The sequence below is a fragment of the Streptomyces sp. NPDC030809 genome (assembly GCF_055572195.1).
Genome location: NZ_JBVIDV010000009.1, coordinates 19,380 through 42,328 on the forward strand (window position 1 = coordinate 19,380; position 22,949 = coordinate 42,328).

The 22,949-nt window shown below is 74.0% G+C and carries 19 protein-coding genes and 2 pseudogenes; 8 read left to right on the top strand and 13 right to left on the bottom strand.

All coding sequences use genetic code 11. The annotated features are described in order from the left end of the window. Nucleotides 1–27 precede the first annotated feature (27 nt). Nucleotides 28–4,638: an ATP-dependent helicase gene (locus ACZ407_RS14270; protein WP_468128349.1), complete on the bottom strand. Its 4,611-nt coding sequence runs from the start codon at nt 4,636–4,638 to the stop codon at nt 28–30. Nucleotides 4,639–4,788: 150 nt separating this feature from the next. Next, entirely contained in the window at nt 4,789–5,643 is an 855-nt protein-coding gene (locus ACZ407_RS14275) for an AraC family transcriptional regulator (protein ID WP_468128350.1), read from the bottom strand. Between the two features lie 116 nt (nt 5,644–5,759). Between ACZ407_RS14275 and ACZ407_RS14280 the strand changes: the two genes are divergently transcribed. Continuing rightward, complete coding sequence (locus ACZ407_RS14280) at nt 5,760–6,725, top strand: AzlC family ABC transporter permease (protein WP_468128351.1); 966 nt, start codon at nt 5,760–5,762, stop codon at nt 6,723–6,725. Beyond that, on the top strand, nt 6,722–7,030 hold the full coding sequence (locus tag ACZ407_RS14285) for an AzlD domain-containing protein (RefSeq protein WP_468128352.1): 309 nt from the start codon (nt 6,722–6,724) through the stop codon (nt 7,028–7,030). The genes ACZ407_RS14280 and ACZ407_RS14285 overlap by 4 nt, the downstream gene beginning before the upstream one ends. Here ACZ407_RS14285 and ACZ407_RS14290 read toward each other — a convergent pair. Beyond that, on the bottom strand, nt 6,999–7,943 hold the full coding sequence (locus tag ACZ407_RS14290) for a hypothetical protein (protein ID WP_468128353.1): 945 nt from the start codon (nt 7,941–7,943) through the stop codon (nt 6,999–7,001). The two genes, ACZ407_RS14285 and ACZ407_RS14290, sit on opposite strands and share 32 nt — an antisense overlap. 80 nt (nt 7,944–8,023) lie before the next feature. On the opposite strand from ACZ407_RS14290, the gene ACZ407_RS14295 reads away from it, so the two are divergent. Both ACZ407_RS14295 and ACZ407_RS14300 read left to right on the top strand, forming a co-directional pair. After that, nucleotides 8,024–8,218 carry a DUF3046 domain-containing protein gene (locus ACZ407_RS14295; protein WP_468128354.1) on the top strand — a complete coding sequence of 65 codons (195 nt, stop codon included), beginning with the start codon at nt 8,024–8,026 and terminating at the stop codon, nt 8,216–8,218. A gap of 430 nt (nt 8,219–8,648) precedes the next feature. Beyond that, a complete protein-coding gene (locus ACZ407_RS14300) occupies nt 8,649–9,758 on the top strand; it encodes an AI-2E family transporter (RefSeq protein ID WP_468128525.1) in 1,110 nt (369 codons plus the stop codon). Here the strand turns inward: ACZ407_RS14300 and ACZ407_RS14305 are convergent. From ACZ407_RS14305 to ACZ407_RS14315, 3 genes are all read right to left on the bottom strand, one after another. Next, on the bottom strand, nt 9,703–10,455 hold the full coding sequence (locus ACZ407_RS14305) for a Clp protease N-terminal domain-containing protein (protein ID WP_468128355.1): 753 nt from the start codon (nt 10,453–10,455) through the stop codon (nt 9,703–9,705). The genes ACZ407_RS14300 and ACZ407_RS14305 overlap by 56 nt on opposite strands. 122 nt (nt 10,456–10,577) lie before the next feature. After that, on the bottom strand, nt 10,578–11,396 hold the full coding sequence (locus ACZ407_RS14310) for an MBL fold metallo-hydrolase (protein WP_468128356.1): 819 nt from the start codon (nt 11,394–11,396) through the stop codon (nt 10,578–10,580). Between the two features lie 6 nt (nt 11,397–11,402). Next, nucleotides 11,403–12,461 carry a GlxA family transcriptional regulator gene (locus ACZ407_RS14315; RefSeq protein WP_468128357.1) on the bottom strand — a complete coding sequence of 353 codons (1,059 nt, stop codon included), beginning with the start codon at nt 12,459–12,461 and terminating at the stop codon, nt 11,403–11,405. Between the two features lie 81 nt (nt 12,462–12,542). Between ACZ407_RS14315 and ACZ407_RS14320 the strand changes: the two genes are divergently transcribed. From ACZ407_RS14320 to ACZ407_RS14335, 4 genes and pseudogenes are all read left to right on the top strand, one after another. Continuing rightward, nucleotides 12,543–13,136: an MBL fold metallo-hydrolase gene (locus ACZ407_RS14320; protein WP_468128358.1), complete on the top strand. Its 594-nt coding sequence runs from the start codon at nt 12,543–12,545 to the stop codon at nt 13,134–13,136. Nucleotides 13,137–13,381: 245 nt separating this feature from the next. Next, on the top strand, nt 13,382–14,506 hold the full coding sequence (recA, locus tag ACZ407_RS14325) for a recombinase RecA (protein WP_468128359.1): 1,125 nt from the start codon (nt 13,382–13,384) through the stop codon (nt 14,504–14,506). Then, nucleotides 14,419–15,069, top strand: a pseudogene (gene recX, locus ACZ407_RS14330) (recombination regulator RecX); the annotation flags it as partial. The gene recA and the pseudogene recX, both read left to right, overlap by 88 nt. Nucleotides 15,070–15,084: 15 nt before the next feature. After that, nucleotides 15,085–15,891 (top strand): annotated as a pseudogene (locus ACZ407_RS14335) (ABC transporter permease); the annotation flags it as partial. A gap of 61 nt (nt 15,892–15,952) precedes the next feature. On the opposite strand, the gene ACZ407_RS14340 reads toward ACZ407_RS14335, so the two are convergent. The 7 genes from ACZ407_RS14340 to ACZ407_RS14370 all read right to left on the bottom strand — a co-directional run bounded on the left by ACZ407_RS14340 (nt 15,953) and on the right by ACZ407_RS14370 (nt 22,902). After that, complete coding sequence (locus tag ACZ407_RS14340; protein ID WP_468128360.1) at nt 15,953–16,354, bottom strand: rhodanese-like domain-containing protein; 402 nt, start codon at nt 16,352–16,354, stop codon at nt 15,953–15,955. Next, the gene (locus tag ACZ407_RS14345) at nt 16,351–16,890 is read right to left on the bottom strand and encodes a cupin domain-containing protein (protein ID WP_468128361.1); all 540 of its coding nucleotides are present in this window, start codon (nt 16,888–16,890) and stop codon (nt 16,351–16,353) included. Before ACZ407_RS14345 ends, ACZ407_RS14340 begins: the two co-directional genes overlap by 4 nt. 85 nt (nt 16,891–16,975) lie before the next feature. Further along, the gene (locus ACZ407_RS14350) at nt 16,976–17,062 is read right to left on the bottom strand and encodes a putative leader peptide (protein ID WP_468128526.1); all 87 of its coding nucleotides are present in this window, start codon (nt 17,060–17,062) and stop codon (nt 16,976–16,978) included. A 185-nt stretch (nt 17,063–17,247) separates the two neighbouring features. Then, the gene (locus ACZ407_RS14355) at nt 17,248–18,936 is read right to left on the bottom strand and encodes an FAD-dependent monooxygenase (RefSeq protein ID WP_468128362.1); all 1,689 of its coding nucleotides are present in this window, start codon (nt 18,934–18,936) and stop codon (nt 17,248–17,250) included. Nucleotides 18,937–20,411: 1,475 nt separating this feature from the next. Then, nucleotides 20,412–21,311: an amino acid ABC transporter permease gene (locus ACZ407_RS14360; RefSeq protein WP_468128363.1), complete on the bottom strand. Its 900-nt coding sequence runs from the start codon at nt 21,309–21,311 to the stop codon at nt 20,412–20,414. After that, nucleotides 21,308–21,982, bottom strand: coding sequence for an amino acid ABC transporter permease (locus ACZ407_RS14365; protein ID WP_468128364.1), 675 nt, complete (start codon nt 21,980–21,982; stop codon nt 21,308–21,310). Before ACZ407_RS14365 ends, ACZ407_RS14360 begins: the two co-directional genes overlap by 4 nt. 80 nt (nt 21,983–22,062) lie before the next feature. Further along, on the bottom strand, nt 22,063–22,902 hold the full coding sequence (locus ACZ407_RS14370) for a glutamate ABC transporter substrate-binding protein (RefSeq protein ID WP_468128365.1): 840 nt from the start codon (nt 22,900–22,902) through the stop codon (nt 22,063–22,065). Nucleotides 22,903–22,949: the final 47 nt, after the last annotated feature.

Genomic DNA, 22,949 nt, shown 5'->3' on the forward strand with positions numbered 1-22,949 from the left:
GCGGGGTTCGGGGCGGAGTCCCGAGGGTTACGGGCGGGCGCGGAGGCCTCGGGGGGTGGCGTGGAAGCCGGTGGATTCCAGGGGCGGGGCGTGGGGGGAGGTGAGGGCGGGGGCGCCGTTGATGCGTTCCACCGTCAGCGGGGGGACCGTGCCCGCGCGGGCCGCCGCCGTCAGGGCCTCGCCCACGCGCAGCAGGCGCGGGTCCTCCGGTGGCAGCCAGGAGAGCAGGGTCTTGCCGCCGCGCTCCAGGTACACCGCGAGTTCGCCGTCGACCAGGACCACCAGCGACCCCGCCTTGCGGCCCGGCTTGTGCCCGGCCCCCATCGGCGGCTCGGGCCAGGGCAGCGCGGCCCCGTACGCGTTCGCCGGGTCCGCCGCCGCCAGGACCAGGGCCGGGCGCCCGCCGTCGGACTCGCCGCGGTCCCGGGCGTTGGAGGCCGCGCGCAGCCGGTCCACGGCCCCGTCCATCGCGAACTGGGCCGCGCCCAGCCCCTCCACCACGTAGCCCCGGCGGGCCTGCCCGCTGTCCTCGAAGGCCGACAGGATCCGGTAGACGGCCGAGAAGCCGCCCTCCACGCCCTCGGCGGCCACCGCCCCGCGGGTCACGACCCCGTGCCGGTCCAGCAGCGTACGGGCCAGGGCGTGCGCGCGGTGGGTGGCCTCCGGCTCGGCCGCGGGCAGCAGGGACCAGCGGCCCGCGACGGTGGGCGGCCCGCTCCGGGACACCGACGCGCTGAGGGAGCCGTAACGCCCCCGCGGCACCGTCCGCTTGGCCCGGTGCGCGGTCGCGCCCGCCGTGCGCCCGGAGCCGAGCAGGGCGCGCAGCGGGGCCAGCGTGTCGTTGGTGAGCCGGCCCGACCAGGCCAGGTCCCAGATGGCGTCGGCCAGTTGGGGATCGGTCGCGTCGGGTTCCACCGCCCGGACCTGCTCGGCGATCTGCCGGAAGAACAGGCCGTACCCCCCGGCGAGCGCGGCCAGCACGGCCCGGTGCAGCGGCCCCTGCTCCAGCGGATGCGGCTCCGGCAGCAGCAGCGGCGCCGAGTCCGCCGGGTACAGGGAGATCCAGCCGTCCTTGCCGGGCAGCGCCCCGGCCCCGGCCCACACCACCTCGCCGGTGGTCGTCAGCTCGTCCAGCAGCGCCGGGGAGTACCCGCTCACCCTGGAGGGCAGCACCAGCTTCTCCAGGGCGGAGGCCGGCACCGGGGCGCCCTGGAGCTGCTCCACGGCCCGCGCCAGCCCGTCGATCCCGCGCAGCGCCCCGCCGAGGTGCTGCCACTGCGGCAGGAAGGCGGCCAGCGCGGCCGGGGGCACCGGCTCCAGCTCCTGGCGCAGCGCCGCCAGGGACCGGCGCCGCAGCCGGCGCAGCACCGCGGCGTCGCACCACTCCTGGCCGATGCCCGCGGGGTGGAACTCGCCCTGCACCACCCGGCCGGCCGCCGCGAGCCGCTGGAGCGCGCCCTCGGTCACCGCCGTGCCCAGGCCGAAGCGGGCCGCGGCCGCCGACGAGGTGAACGGGCCGTGCGTACGGGCGAACCGGGCCAGCAGATCGCCCAGCGGGTCCTTCACCGGCTCCGTGAACGCCTCCGGCACCCCGACCGGCAGGGCGGTGCCCAGCGCGTCCCGCAACCGGCCCGCGTCCTCGACCGCCGCCCAGTGGTCCACCCCGGCGATGCGGACCCGGATGGCCCGCCGGGCCGCGCCCAGCGCCTGCGGCCACTGCGGGTCCGCCCCGCGCGCCGCGAGCTCGTCACCGGTCAGCGGGCCCAGCAGGCGCAGCAGGTCGGCGACCCCCTCCGCGTCCTTGATCCGCCGGTCCTCGGTCAGCCACTGGAGCTCCCGCTCCAGCTCCGCCAGCACCTCGGCGTCGAGGAGCTCCCGCAGCTCCGCCTGGCCGAGCAGCTCCGCCAGCAGCCGCGAGTCCAGGGAGAGCGCGGCCGCGCGCCGCTCGGCGAGCGGGGAGTCGCCCTCGTACAGGAACTGCGCCACGTACCCGAACAGCAGGGAGCGGGCGAACGGCGAGGGCTCGGGGGTGGTGACCTCGACCAGGCGGACCCGGCGGGCCTCGATGTCCCCCATCAGCTCGGTCAGCCCCGGCACGTCGAACACGTCCTGCAGGCACTCCCGTACGGCTTCGAGCACGATCGGGAACGAGCCGAACTCGGAGGCCACCTGGAGCAGCTGGGCGGCGCGCTGGCGCTGCTGCCACAGCGGGGTCCGCCGGCCGGGGCTGCGCCGCGGCAGCAGCAGGGCCCGCGCCGCGCACTCGCGGAACCGGGAGGCGAACAGGGCGGAGCCGCCGACCTGTTCGGTGACGACCTGGTCCACCTCGCCCTTGTCGAAGAGGACGTCGGCGGCGCCCAGCGGGGCCTGCTCGCCGTCGAAGGCGAAGTCGTGGGCCGCGCCCGCCGGATCGTGGTCCAGCAGGTCGAGCCCCAGCAGGTCCGCGTCCGGCAGCCGCAGCACGATCCCGTCGTCCGCGTGCATCACCTGGGCGTCCATGCCGAACCGCTCGGCGAGCCGCGCCCCCAGTGCCAGCGCCCACGGGGCGTGCACCTGCGCGCCGAACGGGGAGTGCACCACCACCCGCCAGTCGCCCAGCTCGTCCCGGAACCGCTCGACCACCACCGTCCGGTCGTCCGGCACGTGCCCGCAGGCCTCGCGCTGTTCCGCCAGGTACGCCAGCACGTTGTCCGCGGCCCAGGCGTCGAGGCCCGCGGCCAGCAGCCGCAGCCGGGCGTCCTCCTCCGGCAGGCCGCCGACCTCCCGCAGGAACGCGCCGACGGCGCGGCCCAGTTCGAGCGGCCGCCCCAGCTGGTCGCCCTTCCAGAACGGCAGCCGCCCCGGCACCCCGGGCGCCGGGGACACCAGCACCCGGTCGCGGGTGATGTCCTCGATCCGCCAGGAGGTGGTGCCCAGGGTGAACACGTCGCCCACCCGGGACTCGTAGACCATCTCCTCGTCCAGCTCCCCGACCCGGCCGCCGCCCTTCTTCGGGTCGGATCCGGCGAGGAACACGCCGAACAGGCCGCGGTCGGGGATGGTGCCGCCGGAGGTGACGGCCAGCCGCTGCGCGCCCGGCCGACCGGTGACCGTGCCCGCGACCCGGTCCCACACCAGCCGCGGGCGCAGCTCGGCGAAGGCGTCCGAGGGGTAGCGCCCGGCCAGCATGTCCAGCACGGCCGTGAACGCCGACTCCGGCAGCGCGGCGAACGGGGCCGCCCGGCGCACCAGCGCCAGCAGGTCGTCCACCTGCCAGGTGTCCAGCGCCGTCATGGCCACGATCTGCTGGGCCAGGACGTCGAGCGGATTGGACGGCACCCGCAGGGACTCGATCGACCCGGTGCGCATCCGCTCGGTCACCACCGCGGCCTGCACCAGGTCCCCGCGGTACTTGGGGAACACCACGCCGGTGGAGACGGCCCCCACCTGGTGCCCGGCCCGGCCCACCCGCTGCAGCCCGGACGCCACCGAGGGCGGCGACTCCACCTGCACCACCAGGTCCACCGCGCCCATGTCGATGCCCAGCTCCAGGCTGGAGGTGGCCACGACGGCCGGCAGCCGGCCCGCCTTGAGGTCCTCCTCCACCAGGGCCCGCTGCTCCTTGGACACCGAGCCGTGGTGCGCGCGGGCGAGCAGCGGCGGGGCGCCCTGCGCGGCCCCGGACTGGGCCATGACCTCGGCCGGCGGCGGGCCCTCGGGCAGGGCCTCGCCCACCGCGCGCTCGTACGCGATCTCGTTGAGCCGGTTGCACAGCCGCTCCGCGAGCCGGCGCGAGTTGGCGAACACGATGGTGGACCGGTGGGCCTGCACCAGGTCGGCGATCCGCTCCTCCACATGAGGCCAGATCGAGGGCCTGTCGCCGCCCTCGCGCTCCTCGGTGGCGGGGGAGCCGCCCAGCTCGCCCATGTCCTCGACCGGCACCACCACCGACAGGTCGAACTCCTTGGCCGACGGCGGCTGGACGATCTCCACCCGGCCGCGCGGGGACAGGTAGCGGGCCACCTCCTCCACCGGCCGGACCGTCGCGGACAGGCCGATGCGGCGGGCCGGGCGGGGCAGCAGCTCGTCCAGCCGCTCCAGGGACAGCGCGAGGTGCGCCCCGCGCTTGGTGCCCGCGACCGCGTGCACCTCGTCGAGGATCACGGTCTCGATGCCGGTGAGCGCCTCGCGGGTGGCCGAGGTGAGCATGAGGAAGAGGGACTCGGGGGTGGTGATCAGGATGTCCGGCGGGCGGGTGGCGAGCGCCCGCCGCTCGGCGGCCGGGGTGTCCCCGGAGCGGATGCCTACCCGGATGTCCGGCTCCGGCAGCCCGAGCCGCACCGACTCCTGCCGGATGCCGGTCAGGGGGCTGCGCAGATTGCGCTCCACGTCCACCGCGAGGGCCTTGAGCGGGGACACGTAGAGCACCCGGCAGCGCTTCTTCGACTCCGCGGGCGGCGGGACGCTGGCCAGGCGGTCGAGGGCGGCGAGGAAGGCGGCCAGGGTCTTGCCGGAGCCGGTGGGCGCGACCACCAGCACGTCGGAGCCGGCCCCGATCGCCGTCCAGGCGCCCTCCTGGGCGGCGGTGGGCAGCGCGAAGGCCCCGGTGAACCAGGAGCGGGTCGCGGGGGAGAACGAGTCGAGCGCGGAGCCGGCCATGCCCCCCATCGTGCACCCGGCCACTGACAGCGGGCCGCAGGCGCCCGACGGCAGCGGTCCCTCGGCCCGGCGCTCCTCGGCCGCGCGCCCTTCGGCCGCGCCTCCCGAGCCGCCCGCCCCTCGGCCGCGCCTCCCGAACCGCGCGCCTCCCTAGCCCCGCGTCCCCCGGCGCTCGCGCCGGTACGCGCCCGGGGGGACGCCCACGATGCGGGTGAAGTGGCGGTTCAGGTGGGGCTGGTCGCTGAAGCCCACCGCGACCGCCGCCTCTCCCGGTGCGGTCCCGGCGTCCAGGAGCCGCCGGGCCTCGCGGACCCGGGCGTCGGTGAGCCAGGTGTGCGGGGGCATGCCGTACGCCTCGCGGAACGCGCGCAGCAGCGCGAACGGGCTGGTCCCCAGCTCGGCCGCCAGCGCGTCGAGGGAGGGCGGGCAGGTCAGCCGCTCGGCCAGCACCGCGCGGGCCCGGGCGGCGGTGGCGGCGCCCGCCCCCGGCACCGCGCGGGTCGGCAGCGGACCGCCGTACCGGCCCAGCATCCGGGCCACGACCACCCGCAGCAGGCTGTCGGCGGCCAGGGCGTTGCCCTCCTCGGCCGCCCGGTGCACCTCGCTGATCAGCCGGCAGCCCTCGGCGTCCGGCACTGTGGACTCGCGGAAGCCCGGGGTGCCGCGCAGGGTGGACAGCTCGGCCGCGACCTCGGCCACGACGTCCCGCGGCGTGTAGAGGGTGGCGTAGGCCCAGCCGTCGGCGGCCCCGGCCCGTGCGGTGTGCGGGACCTCCGGGTTGATCAGGACCACGCTGCCCGGCCCGGCGCGGTCGGTGCCGCCCGGCAGGCCGATCTCCTCGATCCCGCCGGTCACGGCCGCGACCACGTACCCGTCGTGGGCGTGCCGCGGGAAGGTGTGGCGCACGTAGTGGGCGCGCAGCAGGTCGAGGCCGGGCAGCTGCTCCGGCTGCCAGTGCCGCGCCCACTCGCCCGGGCCCCGCCGCGCCGCCGTTCCCGTACCCATCCCCCCATTCTGCGCGCACCCGCGCACGCAGGTGGGGGCGGGCCGGGGCGGTCCGGGGCGGCCCGGGTGCAAGAACGTACAAGACGAAGAGAAGACCGGCCGCATAGCGTCGGCGTGTGGCAGATCAAGTGGCAGACGAGGTGGCGGCCGGCAGGCCCGCGGGAGGTGCGGGGCCCCACCCGCCCGGCGGACGGGACCGGGCCGGGCACCGCGCGGGCGGCGGGCAGGACGGGTACGGCGCACCCGGAACGGAGGGCGCACCCGGAACGGAGGGCGTACCCGGAACGGAGGGCGTACCCGGCACGCAGGGCGTACCCGGCGCGCCCGGGCCCGCAGACCCGCCGTGGGACCGCACCGCCCGCCGGGCCGTGGTCCGCGACTCCCTCGGCGTCGGCATCGCGGTCGGGCTCTCCGGCTTCGCCTTCGGGGTCACCGCCGCCGGGTCCGGGATCAGCGTGGTCCAGGCCTGCGTGCTCAGCCTGCTCGTGTTCACCGGGGCCTCGCAGTTCGCGCTGGTCGGGGCGCTCGCCGCGGGCGGCAATCCCTTCACGGCCGCCGCCGGCGCCTTCTTCCTCGGCACCCGCAACGCCTTCTACGGCCTGCGCCTGTCCCAGCTCCTCGCGCTGCCCCGGGCGGTGCGCCCCTTCGCCGCGCACTGGGTGATCGACGAGACGGCCGCCGTCTCCCTGGCCCAGCGCGACCGGCCGTCGGCCCGCCTCGGCTTCACCGTCACCGGCCTGAGCCTCTACGTGCTGTGGAACCTGACCACCCTGCTCGGCGCCCTCGGCGCCGAGGCCATCGGCGACACCGCCGCCTGGGGGCTCGACGCGGCCGGGCCCGCCGTCTTCCTCGCCCTGCTCGCACCGATGCTGCGCACGGCGACCGAGCGGGCCGTGGCCGCGCTGGCGCTGGCCCTCGGGCTGGGGTTCCTGCCCCTGGTGCCGGCCGGGGTGCCGGTCCTGGTCGCGGCGCTGGCCGCGCCCGCCGTCCTGTACCTCAAGGGGCGCACCTCCCGTACGGAAGCCCCCCGCGCGGAATCCTCCCGTACGGAAACCTCCCGACCCGAAGGAGAAGGACGGTGAACGTCTGGATCGCCATCGCCGTCACGGCCGCCGGCTGCTACCTCGTCAAGCTGCTCGGCCTGCTGGTCCCGGCCGGCGCCCTGGAGCGCCCGCTCGTCCGCCGGCTGTCCGCGCTGCTCCCGGTGGCGCTGCTGGCCGCCCTGACGGCCCAGCAGACCTTCAGCTCCGGCCACGAGCTCGTCCTCGACGCCCGGGCCGCGGGACTGGCGGCCGCCGGGATCGCCCTGCTGCTGCGGGCGCCGTTCCTGCTGGTGGTCGCGGCGGCCGTGGCCGTCACCGCGGGTGTCCGGGCCCTGGGCGGCTGAGCCCTTCCGGGCGGTGGTAGGCGCGCAGGGTCAGCAGCGCCTCGATGGTCGCGATCGGCCGGCGCTCCAGGGAGCTGCCCGGGGCCCAGGCCCGGCGCCGGACCGGCCAGCCCCCGTCCTCCTGCTGCTCGGCGGCGAGGAAATCGAGCGAGCGGCCCATCTCCTCGTCGGTGAACCAGCCGCGGGCGGGGGACTCCGGCCGGCGGGCCAGATCGTGCGGGAACAGCTGCTCGCCCGGCGCGTAGCCGGGCGGCTGCGGGTACTCCTCGCGCCGCCGCGGGTCGAGCACCACCAGCCGCTGCTCGCGCACCAGCCGGCCCAGCCGGTCGGCGGCCGCCGCCGCCCGGGACCGGTCCGGTACGCCCTCCAGGAAGGACACCGCGGCCTGGATCTCGTACGGGTGGGTGTGGTGCAGGGTCTCCACCCGGTCCCAGCACCACTCGGTGGCGCGGAACAGCCATGCGTGCCAGATCCGGTTGCGGTGCAGCAGACCCACCACCGGGCCGGTGGTGAGCAGTTCGCTCGGCGGATCGTCCACGGCCGGGTGCCAGGGCGCCGCGGGGAAGGGGCGCGCGGCCGGGGAGCACAGCGGGAGGGCGCCCTCCGGCGTGGACACCTGGGTCAGGTGCCGGCACAGCCGCTCGATCCGCTGGCCGGCGCAGCGGCCCAGGCTGTCGAGGACGCGCAGGGCGTGCGCGGTGTGCAGGGGCTGGCTGGCCGGGCCCCGCAGGTCGGGGTCGAGCGCGTGGCCGTAGCCGCCGTCCCCGTTGAGGTACGGGCCCAGGGCGGCGTCGACCGGATCGGGGCCGCCGCCGAGGAAGTGGAAGGCGAACCTGCGCTGTTCCAGGACCCGGGCGGTGAGCCAGACGAACTGCTCGGCGCGGGCCAGTGGGGATGCCTCGTCTCCAGCCATGGCGAAACGGTAGGGGGGTGCGGGGGCGCGGCACCGGGCGAACGGGCCGGGGCCACTCTCCGGGGCGGGATACTGGGTGCATGCGGTTGACGATTTTCTGGGAGCGGATGGCCGACCACTTCGGGGCCGGGTACGCCGACTCCTTCGCACGCGACCACGTGATGACGGAGCTCGGCGGGCGGACGGTGCACCAGGCGCTGGACGCGGGCTGGGAGGCCAAGGACGTGTGGCGCGCGGTGTGCGCGGCGATGGACGTGCCCGCCCACAAGCGCTGACCGGCAGGCACGGGCCCACACCCGCCGTGCGCGCCGGCGCCGGACGGGGCTGCGGCCGGTGCCCCGGGTACGGCGGCGGGTAGGCGAGACTTGCTGCGTGGGAGCAGCGACAGACGAGACCGACCAGCCGGCGGGCGCTTCGGCGCGCGCGGGGACGAAGCAGCCGGGGCGCGCGCCGGACGCCGCGGAGGCGCCCGGTGCCGTGGGCGCGCCGGACGACGTGGAGGCCCCGGACGCCCCGGACGGGCCCGGTGCCCCGGAGGGTGCGCCGGGGGCGGCGGACGCCGGAGCGGGCCGCGGCCCGGCCGCCGCGGCGGGTGCCGTCCGCGGCGCCATCCCGGGATCGCGCCGCGGCGGCGATGCCCGTACCGGTCCGGCTGCATCCGGTGGCGGCGGCGCGGGGGAGGGCGGCCTCACGGCCGGGACGCGGATGCCGCGCTGGCTGCCCCGGGCCGTGATGGTGGTGCTGGCCCTCTACGCCTGCTTCCAGCTGGGCAGCTGGGCCTTCCACCAGCTGATCGGGCTGCTGATCAACATATTGATCGCGTTCTTCCTCGCGCTCGCGGTCGAACCGGCCGTGGGACGGATGGCGGCCCGCGGCATGCGCCGCGGGCTCGCCACCTTCCTGGTGTTCCTCGGGGTGTTCGTCGCCGCCGTCGGGTTCGTCGTCCTGCTCGGCTCGATGCTCGCCGAGCAGATCGTCGAGATGGTGGCGGAGTTCCCCGTCACCCTCGACAAGGTGATCAGCTGGAGCAACTCGACCTTCGGCACCGACCTGTCGAGGCTCGCCGTCCAGGACAGCCTGCTGCACTCCGACTGGCTGCAGAAGTACGTGCAGAACAGTGCGAGCGGGGTGCTCGACGTGTCCGCCACCGTGCTCGGCGGACTCTTCAGGCTGCTGACGATCGGCCTGTTCGCCTTCTACTTCGCGGCGGACGGACCGAGGCTGCGGCGCGCCCTGTGCTCGGTGCTGCCGCCCGCCAAGCAGGCCGAGGTGCTGCGCGCGTGGGAGATCGCGGTCCTCAAGACCGGGGGCTACCTGTACTCGCGCAGCGTGATGGCGCTCATCTCGGGCGTGGCGCACTACGTGCTGTTCGCGGTGCTCGGCGTGCCCTACGCGCCCGCCCTCGGGCTGTGGGTCGGGCTGGTCTCCCAGTTCATCCCGACCATCGGCACGTACCTGGCGGGCGCGCTGCCGATGCTGATCGCCTTCACCGTAGACCCCTGGTACGCGGTGTACGTCCTCGGGTTCGTGGTGGTGTACCAGCAGTTCGAGAACTACGTGCTGCAGCCCAAGCTGACCTCGAAGGCGGTGGACATCCATCCCGCCGTGGCCTTCGGCTCGGTCATCGCCGGCACCGCGCTGCTCGGCGCGGTCGGGGCGCTCATCGCGATCCCGGCCGTGGCCACGCTGCAGGCCTTCCTGGGTGCGTACGTACGGCGGTACGAGGTGGCCGAGGGGGCGGGGGAGGTGGTCCGGCCGGCTACGCCGACGGACCGGCCCCGGGCACCGCGCCCATGGCGGCGAGCATCTCGGTGACCTGGGACTCGGTGGCGGCCTTGGCGGCGCCGTTGCGGCTCAGGACCCCGTCGCCGTGCTCCAGTTCCAGCAGGGCGAGCAGGATGTGCTCGGTGCCGACGTAGCCGTGGCCCAGGCGCAGGGCCTCCCGGAAGGTGAGCTCCAGGGCCTTCTTGGCACCGGCGTCGAAGGGGATCAGCGCGGGGACCGACTCGGCGGCCGGCGGCAGGGCCGCGGTCGCGGCCTCGCGCACGGCTGCCGGATCGACCGACTGGGCCTTCAGCGCGAGGGCCGCGAGCCCTTCCGGCTCGGCCAGCAGGCCGAGGACGAGGTGCTCGGGGCGGATCTCGGCGTTCCCGGCGTTGCGGGCCTCGGTCTGGGCGGTGACGACGACGTTGCGGGCGCGGGGGGTGAAGCGGGCGAAGTCCTGGGCCGCCTCGGTGTCCCCGTCCCCCTTGGGGACGAAGCGCTTCTGCGCGGCCTGGCGGGTGACGCCCATGCTCTTGCCGATGTCGGTCCAGGAGGCGCCGGAGCGGCGGGCCTGGTCGACGAAGTGGCCGATGAGGTGGTCGGCGACGTCACCGAGGTGCTCGGCCACGACGACGGCACCGGTGAGCTGGTCCAGTGCGTCGGCGTGGGAGTGCTTGATGGCCTCGATGAGGTCGTCGAGGCGTACCGGATTGGACATGCGAACGGGTTCCACCGAAGGGTTCGTCATGGGTGCAACCCTAGGTTGACAGTCCGAGGGTGTCAACTGAGGGTTGACACCCTCGGGTGTTTTGTTTTCCGGAGAGGCCGAGAGGCGAGCGGATCGCACCGCCGGGCCGCCCCGCGTACGGGCTACGCCGCCGCCGGGGGCGCGTCCGGCTCGAAGCCCGCGAGCATCTGCTCCAGGGCCGCCTGGTCGGGGCCCACGAACGGGTCCGCCCCCGGGGCCTCGCCGAGGGTGTCGATCATCCGCGCGGTGATCCCGGCGGCCGGCGGCAGATGCGTGGAGAGCACCAGGCCCGGATCCATCTCCCGCAGCGGCTGCACCGTCGCCAGGTACTTGGACACGTCCGCGGTGTGCACCCACGGGCTGTCCACGGTGGCCCACAGCAGCTGGGCCGCGCGCAGCTGCTCCGGCTCCACCTCCGCCGCCTCCCCGCCGTCCGCCAGCTCGGCGCTCGGCATCGGCCCGCCGAAGCAGTCCGAGCTGAAGCAGGTGCCCGACCGGTCGTCGTAGAAGCCCACGGTGGCCGGATTGTCGAAGAGCGGCGGGCGGAACGCGTGCAGCGTGCGGTCGCCCACGTCGAGGGACTGGCCGGGGTTGAGCAGGAAGACCCGGTCCATCGGGAGCGGCCGCTCGGTCGACATGATCCCCGCGCCCATGAAGGTGGTCACGAGCCGGGCCCGCGGGGCCGCCTCCAGCAGGGCGAACAGGCCCCCGGTGTGATCGCGGTCCGGGTGGGTCAGCCAGATCCAGCGGACCTCCGCCGGGTCCATCGCCTCGCCGAGCCGCGCCAGGAAGTCCCGGTCGGGCAGCGACAGTCCGGTGTCCACCACCACCGGTTCGGCGGCGTGCAGGACGAAGGCGTTGACGGGCAGGAACCCGATCCCGGGCACCTCCAGGTGGTCGGCGAGGACGGTGGCGTCGGGGCCCGCCTTGACGAGGGACATGGCCGCTCACTCCAATGGCCCCCCTGGGGTGGCAGAGACCCTTCCATCGTGCTGCGGGGCGGGCCGGGCCGCATGCCGGGCGCCCGGGCGGGGCGGTCGGTCCGGCGGTTCCGGCAGCCGGGTGAACGAGCGCCGGTAGGAGCGGGGCGGCACGCCCCGGCGGCGTACGAACTGCTCGCGCAGGACCGCCGCGCTGCCGTACCCGACCCGGCGGGCCACCTCCTCGACCGGCAGGTCCGTCGTCTCCAGGAGCTCCTCGGCGCTGCTCAGCCGCAGGTCCCGCAGCCAGGCGTGCGGGGTGGTCCCGGTGGCCGCGGCGAACCGGCGGGCGAAGGAGCGCTTGCTCATCACGGCGCGGCGCGCCAGCTCCGCCACCGGCAGCGGCTCGTGCAGGTGCGCGCGGGCCCAGGCGAGCACCTCGGCGAGCCGCTCGTCCCGGCCTTCCTCGGGCACCGGGGCGGCCAGGTACTGGGCCTGCCCGCCGTCCCGGTGCGAGGGCAGCACCATGTCCCGGGCGATGTGGTTGGCCACCGCGGCCCCGTGCTCGCGCCGGACCAGGTGCAGGCACAGGTCGGCCCCGGCGGCGGCCCCCGCGCCGGTGATGATCCGCCCCTCGTCGAGGTACAGGGCCTCGGGCTCGACCCGCACCCCCGGATAGCTGCTCGCCAGCAGTTCCGCGAACCGCCAGTGGGTGGTGGCCCGCCGCCCTTCCAGCAGCCCGGCCGCGGCGAGGGCGAACGCGCCGACGCAGTGGGCGGCCACCAGCGCACCCCGGTCGTGGGCGGCCGCCAGCGCGTCGAGCACCGCGGGGCCGGGCGGCGTACGGAACTCCGCGCCGGGCAGGGCGATCACGAGATCGGCCGAGGCCAGCCGGTCCAGGCCGTGCGCGGCGGTCAGGGGCACGCCGACGTCGGTCGGTACGGCCCCCGGCCGGTCCGCGCACAGCGCGAAGTCGAAACCGGGCAGGTCCGGCCCGCGCCGGGCGAAGACCTCGGCGACGATGCCGACGGCGAGCAGGCCGACCCCGGGCGGGGCGTAGGCGGCGACGGTCGTGAACGGGGGCACCCGCGGAGTATGGCACTTTTCCTGCGATCACTGGCATCCGTGCCACTCGTGGGGCGCCCGGCCCGCCGGGAAGATCGAGGCATGACCGACGCACCGGCCGGCCGCAGCGCCGCACACACGATCCTGACCACCGGCTACACCCTCTCCACCGGCCCCGGAGTGGCCGCCACCGTCTCGTACGTCTCCGACGCGGGCCGGCACGTGATCATCGACCCCGGCATGGTGGCGAGCCGCGACCGCATCCTCGGCCCGCTCGCCGAGCTGGGGCTCGGCCCCGACGACATCACCGACGTGGTGCTCAGCCACCACCACCCCGACAACACCATGAACGTGGGACTCTTCGGACGGGCCCGGGTGCACGACCACAAGGCGGTCTACGAGGCCGACCAGTGGACCGACCGGGACGCCGAGGGGTACGAGCTCACCCCTTCGCTGCGGCTGATCCGCACCCCCGGGCACAGCCCCGAGGACATCACGCTGCTCGCGGGCACGGACGAGGGCGTGGTGGCCTTCGTCGGCGACCTCTGGTGGCGGCCGGACGGCCCGGCCGAGGACCCGGTGGCCCCGGACCGCGACGGACTGCGGGCCTCGCGGGAGCGGGTGCTGGCGGTCGCGGACGTGATCGTGCCCGGCCACGGCGGCCCCTTCAAGGCCGACGACAGCGCCCCGCGCTGAGGCGGGGCCCGAGGGGGCCGGGGGACCTGCGGGGCCGGGGGACCGGCGGGAGCGTGGGGGCCGGGGCCCGGAGGCCGGCGCCGGGCGGCCCGCCGGGGGTGCGGCGTGGCTCGCTTGACACGGAAATCGAACATCCATTCTGATGAGTTATCCACAGCCGGAAAGGCCGTGGAGGAGCATTGTCAGTGGCAGGCGTTAGCGTCTTTCACGTGAAGCGATCGACTCAGACATCCCGGGTGGAACCCATGGCAGGCACCGACCGCGAGAAGGCGCTCGACGCCGCGCTCGCGCAGATTGAACGGCAATTCGGCAAGGGCGCCGTGATGCGCCTCGGCGACCGGCCGAACGACCCCATCGAGGTGATCCCCACCGGGTCGACCGCGCTGGACATCGCCCTCGGCGTCGGCGGTCTGCCGCGCGGCCGAGTGGTCGAGATCTACGGGCCGGAGTCCTCCGGTAAGACCACCCTGACCCTGCACGCGGTGGCCAACGCGCAGAAGGCCGGCGGCACCGTCGCCTTCGTGGACGCCGAGCACGCGCTCGACCCCGAGTACGCGAAGGCCCTCGGCGTCGACACCGACAACCTCATCCTGTCCCAGCCGGACACCGGCGAGCAGGCGCTCGAGATCGTGGACATGCTCGTCCGCTCCGGCGCCCTCGACCTCATCGTCATCGACTCCGTCGCGGCCCTCGTGCCCCGCGCGGAGATCGAGGGCGAGATGGGCGACTCGCACGTCGGCCTCCAGGCCCGCCTGATGAGCCAGGCGCTCCGCAAGATCACCAGCGCCCTGAACCAGTCCAAGACCACCGCGATCTTCATCAACCAGCTCCGCGAGAAGATCGGTGTGATGTTCGGCTCGCCGGAGACCACCACCGGTGGCCGGGCGCTGAAGTTCTACGCCTCGGTGCGCATCGACATCCGCCGCATCGAGACCCTCAAGGACGGCACCGAGGCGGTCGGCAACCGGACCCGCTGCAAGGTCGTCAAGAACAAGGTCGCCCCGCCGTTCAAGCAGGCCGAGTTCGACATCCTCTACGGCCAGGGCATCAGCCGCGAGGGCGGCCTGATCGACATGGGCGTGGAGCACGGCTTCATCCGCAAGGCCGGCGCCTGGTACACGTACGAGGGCGACCAGCTCGGCCAGGGCAAGGAGAACGCCCGCAACTTCCTGAAGGACAACCCCGACCTCGCCAACGAGATCGAGAAGAAGATCAAGGAGAAGCTGGGCGTCGGCGTCCGCAAGAGCGCCGCTGCCGAGCCCGCTCCGGAGGCCGCTGCCGCCGGCGCCGCCGAGCCGGACGCGGCCGCCGCCGTGCCCGCCCCGGCGACCAAGGCCAAGACGGCCAAGGCCGCCACGGCCAAGAGCTGACCGTGGAGCACGCGGAGGAGAGCGTGTCCCGCCCGTCGAGGGCCGAGCGGGACGCGCCCCCTCAGAGTCCCGAGGAGCAGGCGCGGGCCATCTGCCTGCGCCTGCTCACCGGGACCCCGCGCACCAGGCGCCAGCTCGCGGACGCCCTGCACAAGCGGGGCATCCCCGAGGAGGTGTCCGAGGAGGTCCTCTCCCGTTTCGAGGAGGTCGGCCTCATCGACGACGCCGCCTTCGCCGGGGCCTGGGTGGAGTCCCGGCACCACAGCCGCGGGCTGGCCCGCCGGGCCCTCGCCCGCGAGCTGCGCACCAAGGGCGTGGACTCCGCGCTCATCGACGACGCCATGGGCCACCTCGACTCCGAGCAGGAGGAGGAGACGGCCCGCGAGCTCGTCGCCCGCAAGCTCCGCGCCACCCGCGGCCTGGAGCGCGACAAGCGGATCCGGCGGCTCGCCGGGATGCTGGCCCGCAAGGGCTACCCGGAGGGCATGGCGCTGCGCGTGGTGCGCAGCGCCCTGGAGGCCGAGGGCGAGGAGACGGACGACCTGGGGTACGGGAGCTTCTGAGCCGGTCCCCGTCCGGCCTCGGAAACGGAACCCGCCGGGCTCACCCGGACCTGGGATCCGCAGGTCACCGCCGGGACCCTGGCCGGCTTCGGCGGGCGCAGCGCAGCCGTCGGCGAACTCGCCGCCGCCCGGCTGGGCCTGCGCCCCGGCAGCCCGCTCCGCCTCACCCTCGGCGACGGCACCCCGGTCACGGTCACCGTCACCGCCGTCTACGCCCGCGGCCTCGGCTTCGGGGAACTGGCCCTCGCGCACGACCTGGTGGCGGCCCACGTGGACAATCCGCTCGCGAGCAGCGTGCTGGTGGCCACCGCCCCCGGCACCGGCCGCGCCGAACTCGCCGCCGCCGTCGCCGCCGTCCACGGGGTGCCCGGCACCGCGGTGCTGTCCGCCGCCCAGGCCGACGCGCTGCGCGCCGACCGGCAGCAGGCCGGCACCGAGATCAACCTCCTCGCGATGGGCCTGGTCCTCGCCTTCACCGCCATCGCCGTCGTCAACACCCTGGCGATGTCCACCGCCGAGCGGATCCGGGAGTTCGCGCTCCTGCGGCTCACCGGGGCCACCCGCCGCCAGGTGCTGCGGATGCTGCGCATCGAGGCCCTGTCGGTGGTCCTCACCGGGACGGTGCTCGGCACGGCCATCGCCCTCGCCGTCCTGACCGCCTTCAGCACCGGCATGACGGGCCGCGCCGCCCCGACGGTGCTGCCCCTGGCCGCCGGTACGGTCGTCGGCCTGGCCACGCTGCTCGCGCTGGCCGCCACCGCCCTGCCCGGGCGGGCCGCGCTGCGGGTCCGGCCGGTGCACGCGGCCACCGCGGCCGAATAGCACAGCGCGGAGAGGGGCGGGGCGGGCGCCCCGGCAGCACGCCGGGGCACCCGCCCGGGTCTCAGACCACCACCGGCAGCCCGGCCGCCTTCCACGCCTGGAAGCCGCCGGTGAGATCGGTGGCCCGGTGCAGGCCCAGCTGGTGCAGGGAGGCCGCCGCGAGACTGGAGGCGTACCCCTCGTTGCAGATCACGACGATCCGCAGGTCGTGGCCGGTGGCCTCGGGGACCCGGTGGCTGCCCTGCGGATCGAGCCGCCACTCCAGCTCGTTGCGCTCGATGACCAGCGCGCCCGGGATCAGCCCGTCGCGCTCGCGGAGCGCCTGGTAGCGGATGTCGACGAGCAGCGCCCCGTCCTGCGCGGCCCGGTACGCCTCGGCGGCCCCGATCCTCTCGTACCCGGCCCGTACGCGCTCCAGCAGTTCGTCGATCCCGGCCGGACCGCCGGGCTCCGCGGCGCTCACTGCCAGTCCGCCGGGCGCTCGACGTGCTCCAGGCGCAGGACCCTGCCGGTGCGGCTGTAGCGGCGGATGAGGGGGAGCGGCGGATAGTACGCGTGCACCGAGATCGCGTGCTCGGTCTCCGACTCGTTGAACACGTCGTGGACGTGGAACTCGCGGAAGGCCCGGCCCGTCCCGGCGGCCAGGACCCGGGTGCGGTCCACCTCCCCCGCCAGCTCCAGGCTGCGCCACCCCTCGGAGGGCAGGCGGACGGTGAGCGAGTGCTCGGTGAGCCGGCCCGCGGCGGTGGCGAACGCGCCCCGGGACTCGGCGTGGTCGTGCCAGCCGGTGCCGGTGCCCGGCGGCCAGCCGATCAGCCAGGCTTCACTGCCGCCCGGCCCGTCCAGCCGCACCCAGGTACGGCCTTCCGGATCGAGGGGCAGGGAGGCGATCAGCTCGGGATCGGCGGCGGTACGGCGGGCGAAGTCGAGGAGCTCGGCGGCGGAGGGCCCGGCCGACGGCCGGGCGGGAGCGTACGGGGAGAGGGTGGCGGCAGGCATGGAGGACCGTCCTGGGTTCGCTGGGCAGCGCGCGGGCCGCGGGCGCATGGCCGGGCGGCGCGGGGCGCGCAGGGGAAAGGGCGAATCAGCAGGACGGGCGACACACGCAGCCCGCGAAGCGGAGGAGGTCCATGTGGACCCTCCGCCAGAGGCGTACGTCGATGCCGGTCATGTCCGGGAGTACACCATGTGCCTCCCGGGCCGGTCAATCGATCACACTGGAGCGCCACTCGAACATGAACGGCCCCCCGCCGCCCCGGGGCTCCACCCGGAACCCCGCCCCTCAGACTCCCCCAGCCCCAGGGGGCTGGGAGGTACCCCCTGGAGGGGCTGGATGTTGCCCGCGAACCCCGCCCCTCAGACGCCGGAGGGGCTGGACGCCGCCCCCGCGCCATCCGCCGTACGGGACCCTGCCGCGTCGGCCGTGGCAGGGGCCGCCTCCGGGGCGGAGGAGGTTCCCGACGAGCCGCCGCGTACCGCATCGGCCGCCGCGTACAGCTCGGCCGGCCGCACACCGGCGAACGTCGCGGCGAGGTGCCCGTCCGGCCGGACCAGGAGCACCGTATGGGCCGCCGCCCCCGGATAGCTGTCCGCGACCAGCAGCTCCGCCCGCACCGGCAGCGCGCTCACGGCCGCCGCCAGCCGCGGCATCAGCCCCGCCTTCAGCCAGTGCCGCCGGTCCCACACCCCGGTCCCGGGCGCGACCAGCACCACCAGCAGCCGCCCCCGGCCCAGCAGATCGCGCAGCGGCACGGTCGCCCCCTCCGGGGCCGTGGTCCGCAGGTCCGTCACGAGTACGTCGGCCACCGGCGCCCCGGGCTCGGTGGCGGTCGGGGCCGCCGAGGGGGCGGGCGGCGGGGCCAGCGGCGAGCGCCCGTAACCCGGGGCCGAACCCAGCGGCCCCCGCCCCAGATGCGCGTCCGTCAGCATCGCGTCGTGGCTGCGCGCCGCCCCCGGCAGGTAGCTGCGCAGGCCCCCGCCACCGCGCAGCACCGCCATCGCCTGGTCCGCGGCCCGCAGCCGGGCCGCCACGGCGGTGCGCCGTTCGGCCTGGTAGCTGTCGAGGAGTTCCTCGGACTCGCCGTGGTGCCAGGCCAGCGCCAGCTTCCAGGCGAGGTTCTCGGCATCGCGCAGCCCCTCCTCCACCCCCTGGGTGCCGAGCGCCCCCAGCAGGTGGGCGGCGTCCCCGGCGAGGAAGGCCCGCTGCACCCGCCAGCGCCGGGCCAGCCGGTGGTGCAGGGTGTGCACGCCGGTGTCGAGCAGCTCGTACGGGCCGGGGGTGCCCCCGCACCAGCCGGCGAGGGTGTCGCGCACCCAGCCCACGAGCATGCCGGGGGTGACCAGGTCCCCCCGCGGCGGCAGCAGCCAGTCCAGCCGCCACACCCCGTCCGGCAGCGGCCGGGCGCACACCTCTCCGGCCGCGCCGGCCTCCAGCCACGGCGGCATCCGGTGCAGCACGCCCTCGCCGGGCCACGGCAGTTCGGTGCGCAGCGCGGCCACGGCGTACCGCTCGACGGCCGTCCGGCCGGGGAAGCGGACGCCCAGCAGCTTGCGCACGGTGGACCGGGCGCCGTCGCAGCCGACCAGGTGGCTGCCGCGCCACCAGGTGGTCTCGGCCCCCCGGGTGTGCGCGGTGACCCCCGTGCCGTCCTGCTCCAGCGAGTCCAGCTTGCTGTCCGTGACCAGCTGGACCAGCGGATGGGCGGCGGCACTGTCGCGCAGCCCGCGCGCGAGGGCGTGCTGCGGCACGTGCAGCGGGGCCGTGCCGGCCGGCCCGGAGTCCTCGAAGACGGTGCGCACCGGCTCCTGGCGGCGCCGGACCGACCGCCAGCCCGCCCAGCGGGCCCCTTCGTCGAGCAGGGTGGCGCAGCCCAGGCGGCGGGCCATCGCGGCCGTGTCGGAGTGCAGTACGACGGTCCGGGCCGGCCGCGGCTCGTCCTTGCCGGGCCCTTCGTCGAGCAGCACGGAGGGCACGCCCTGCCCTGCGAGGGCGAGCGCGAGCGAGAGCCCCACGGGCCCCGCGCCGACGACGATCACCGGGTCCACGTCACGGCTCCCGATGTCCGGTATGTGATCACAGACTGTATGCAACCCACTGCGGGTTCATGCGTCAAGTGACGCTCGTCGCTTCCGGGGCATCCCGCGTGGGCAGCCTGCGGGGCTGACCCGAGGACGTGGCGGCGCGACCATCTGCACGCCGGTCGTGCTATTTACCGTCGGGAATGATTTCGGCCAGTTGACGGCTGTAAAGACTCGCTGCATCTCAGGCCGACCTGGCCAAAATTATCCACCTTGCATTTCTGGCCAGCATTCGCGGAATTAGTCCATTCATTTGGCTCTCGAGAGGGAGTGTGGGCCCATTTCTCCTGATTTGGTTCGCCTCTGGGTGGGTGTGCAGGCTCAGGAGACCCTCAAGTCTGAATGGATTGCTTGCCTGTGGTCGGGAGGTCGTGCAAATGTTGCTGGTGTGCACGGGTGGTCGAATCAGTCTGTGCATTCATGGAATCGATGTGGGTTCCGGTGCTCACTGGTGAGAGTGCTGCCAGTATTTCCTTTGGGGGAGTGAACCACGTGATGAAGAATGGCCGTGCGCGGCGGATTGTCATGCTGCCGGTGGCGGGGGTGCTTCTGACTGGCCTTTTCTCTCTGGGGGCCGGGGGTAGCGCATCGGCTGCCCAGGCAGCCGTGACGGCGCACCCTGAGGGCTGTAGGTACGAGGTTCCGGGACCCTGGGGTGGGGTTGCTGCGTGTAGCAGCCATAACGGCGGCTCCTATCGAGCCATCGTCATCTGCCAGGACGCGGCATCCGGGAAGAAAGACACGTGGAGCGGCTCGTGGAGGCAGCGTGGTTACTCGATCGCGTATTGCCAGGGCTCCTATCGTGCCATTCACGCGGGTGTTGAGACGTCCCCTCGAAATAAGTCTTGAGAAGTCTAGAGTCGAATCTCGAAGGAGTAATCTATGAAGAAGATGTTAGGGGTGCTGCTCGCTTCGGCGGCGGTGATGGGCTTCGGGGTCCAGGGCACGGCTCAAGCGGCGGCCACCGCTTGGCCTACGGGCTGCAAGTCCTTCAGGGCTCCTACGGGGAATGGATGGGCGGCCATCTGTGATCACGGCAACGGCGGAAGCTGGAAGGCCTCTGCCTTCTGCGATCCTTGGGATGGCGGGCCTCGTATGCAGATCGACGCAGTTGCTTGGAACAAGACAACGTACTCGTTTGTCGGCTGCCCGCCGTTCACGACGGTAAAGGGCGGGTCGTACTGGAGCCGGTCCTACTAGGCCGTCTGCCAGGCCCGTGCCCTCACGTACGCAATGTGAGGATGCGGTGCCACCAGAACCGCTGAAACAATGCCGGCTGGATGGGGTCGTGCCGGACATCACATCAGACGGCACCCCAGCCCCTTCCAGTCCTGTGCCGGTTGGTAGCGCTGCGCCCAAACGCGTGTGGTGCGGCGGACCGGGGTCCGCCGCACCACATCCGTCACTCCCGCCTGCTGAGCACACGTCAGGCGGATGCCCCGTCAGACGCCGCCCGGGCCGCCCGTGTGCGGGCCTGCCGCGAGCTCTTCCACGTCCTCGCCGTGGAGGACGGCGCCGGTGCTCTTCTTCGAGGCGCGCAGGCGGCGCTCCAGCCAGGAGGCGAAGGAGGTGAGGACGAAGTTCACGCCGATGAAGATCGCGGCGATGAAGACCAGCGTGGCGATGGTGTTGGCACCGTAGTTCGCCGGGATGGTCAGGTAGGCCGCCATCAGGTCCTCGACACCCAGGATCGCGCCGCCGAGGGCGGTGTCCTTGACGATCACGACCAGCTGGCTGACCAGCGCCGGGAGCATGGCCGTGACCGCCTGCGGCAGCAGGATGTACGCCATGGTCTGGCCCTTGCGCATGCCGATCGCCTTGGCCGCGTCGGTCTGCCCGCGGGGGAGCGACTCGATGCCGGCCCGGACGATCTCCGCGATGACGGAGGCGTTGTACAGCACCAGTCCGATGACCACGGCCCAGAAGGGGCGGAACTCCGACTCGATGTCGGTGAACTCCGCCAGCAGCTGGAAGGCGAAGACCATCAGCAGCAGCACGGGAATGGCGCGGAAGAACTCCACGACGGCGCCGACCGGCATGCGCACCCACCGGTGGTCGGACAGCCGTCCGATGCCGAGTACGGCGCCGAGCGGCAGGGCGAGGACGATCGCGACGGCCGCTGCCTTGAGGGTCTCACCGAGGCCGGGCAGCAGGTACGTCGTCCAGACGTGGGAGTCCGTGACGAACGGCTTCCACTTCGCCGCTTCCAGCTGGCCCTTGTCGGCCATCGTCCACAGCACCCAGGTGAGCACTCCCGCCGACACGAGCAGGAAGATCACCGTGTACAGGATGTTGCGGGCCTTGGCCTTGGGGCCGGGGGTGTCGTACAGGACGGAGCTCATCGCTTCACCGCCATTCGCTTGGCCAGCCGGCCCAGCAGGAGGCCGGTGGGCAGGGTGAGGACGATGAACCCGAAGGCGAACACGGCGAAGACCGCGAACAGCGAGTCGGATTCGTTCTCGACCATTTCCTTCATGAGCAGCGAGGCCTCGGCCACGCCGATCGCCGACGCCACCGTGGTGTTCTTGGTGAGCGCGATCAGTACGTTGGCCAGCGGGGCGATGACCGCCCGGAAGGCCTGCGGCAGTACGACCAGCGTCAGCACCTGGAAGAAGCTCAGGCCCAGCGCGCGGGCGGCCTCGGCCTGGCCCGGCGGGACCGTGTTGATGCCGGAGCGCAGGGCCTCGCACACGAAGGTGCCGGTGTAGGCGATGAAGCCGAGGACGGCCAGCCGGAAGCCGGTCTGCTCGAAGTTGTCGCCGCCCAGGGTGATGCGCAGCGTCTCGCCGAGACCTGCGGAGCAGGCGATGATCACCAGTGTGAGCGGGGTGTTGCGCACCACGTTCACGTACGCGGTGCCGAAGCTCCGCATCAGCGGCACGGGGCTGACCCGCATGCCGGCCAGCAGTGTGCCCCAGATCAGGGACCCGGCCGCCGACAGCAGGGTGAGCTGGATCGTCACCCAGAAGGCGCCCAGGACGTCGTACTGCGGATTGTCAAGAAAGTCGAACACGTCGTTGCCCTGCGCTCTCCCCAGGATGGCGGGCGGGGCGGGTCGCCGGCCGTGGACCGGCGGCCCGCCCCGTCACTGACTCAGCTGCCCTCGGTGATCTGCGGGGCAGGCTCGGCCTTGTAGTTGGCCGGACCGAAGTTCGCGTCCACGGCCTTCTGCCAGGAGCCGTCCTGGACCATCTTCTTCAGGGCGGCGTTGATCTTGGACTGGAGCTCCTTGTCGCCCTTCTTCAGACCGATGCCGTAGTTCTCGTCGCTCAGCTTCAGGCCGACGAGCTTGAACTTGCCCTTGTGCTCCGGCTGGGCGGCGTAGCCGGCCAGGATGGAGTTGTCGGTGGTGAGGGCGTCGACGGCCTTGTTCTCCAGGCCGGTGAGGCACTCGGAGTAGCCGCCGCGCTGCGCGAGGTCGGCCTTCGGGGCCAGCTTCTCCTTGACGTTCTGCGCCGAGGTGGAGCCGGTGACCGAGCACAGCTTCTTGCTGTTCAGGTCCTCGGGCTTGGTGATGCTGTTGTCGTCGGCGCGGACGAGCAGGTCCTGGTGGGCCAGGAAGTACGGGCCGGCGAAGTCGACCTCGGCCTTGCGCTTGTCGTTGATCGAGTAGCTGGCGACGACGAACTTCACGTCACCGTTCTTGATCAGCTGCTCGCGCTGGGCGCTCGGAGCCTTCTTGAACTCGATCTGGTCTTCCTTGTACCCGAGCTCCTTGGCGACGTACTTCGCGACGTCCACGTCGAAACCGGTGAACTTGCCGTCCGGCGTCTTCAGGCCCACACCCGGCTGGTCGAACTTGATGCCGATGACGACCTTGCCCTTGCCGTCACCGCTGCCGCCGTCCTTGTCGCTGTCACCGCCGCACGCGGTCGCGGTCAGCGCGAGCACGGCGGCGATGGCGAGCGCCGAGCCGGCCTTGGAAACCTTCATGGTGAACTTCCCTCGGGTGAGACGTTGTTGACGATGCGAATGCTGCT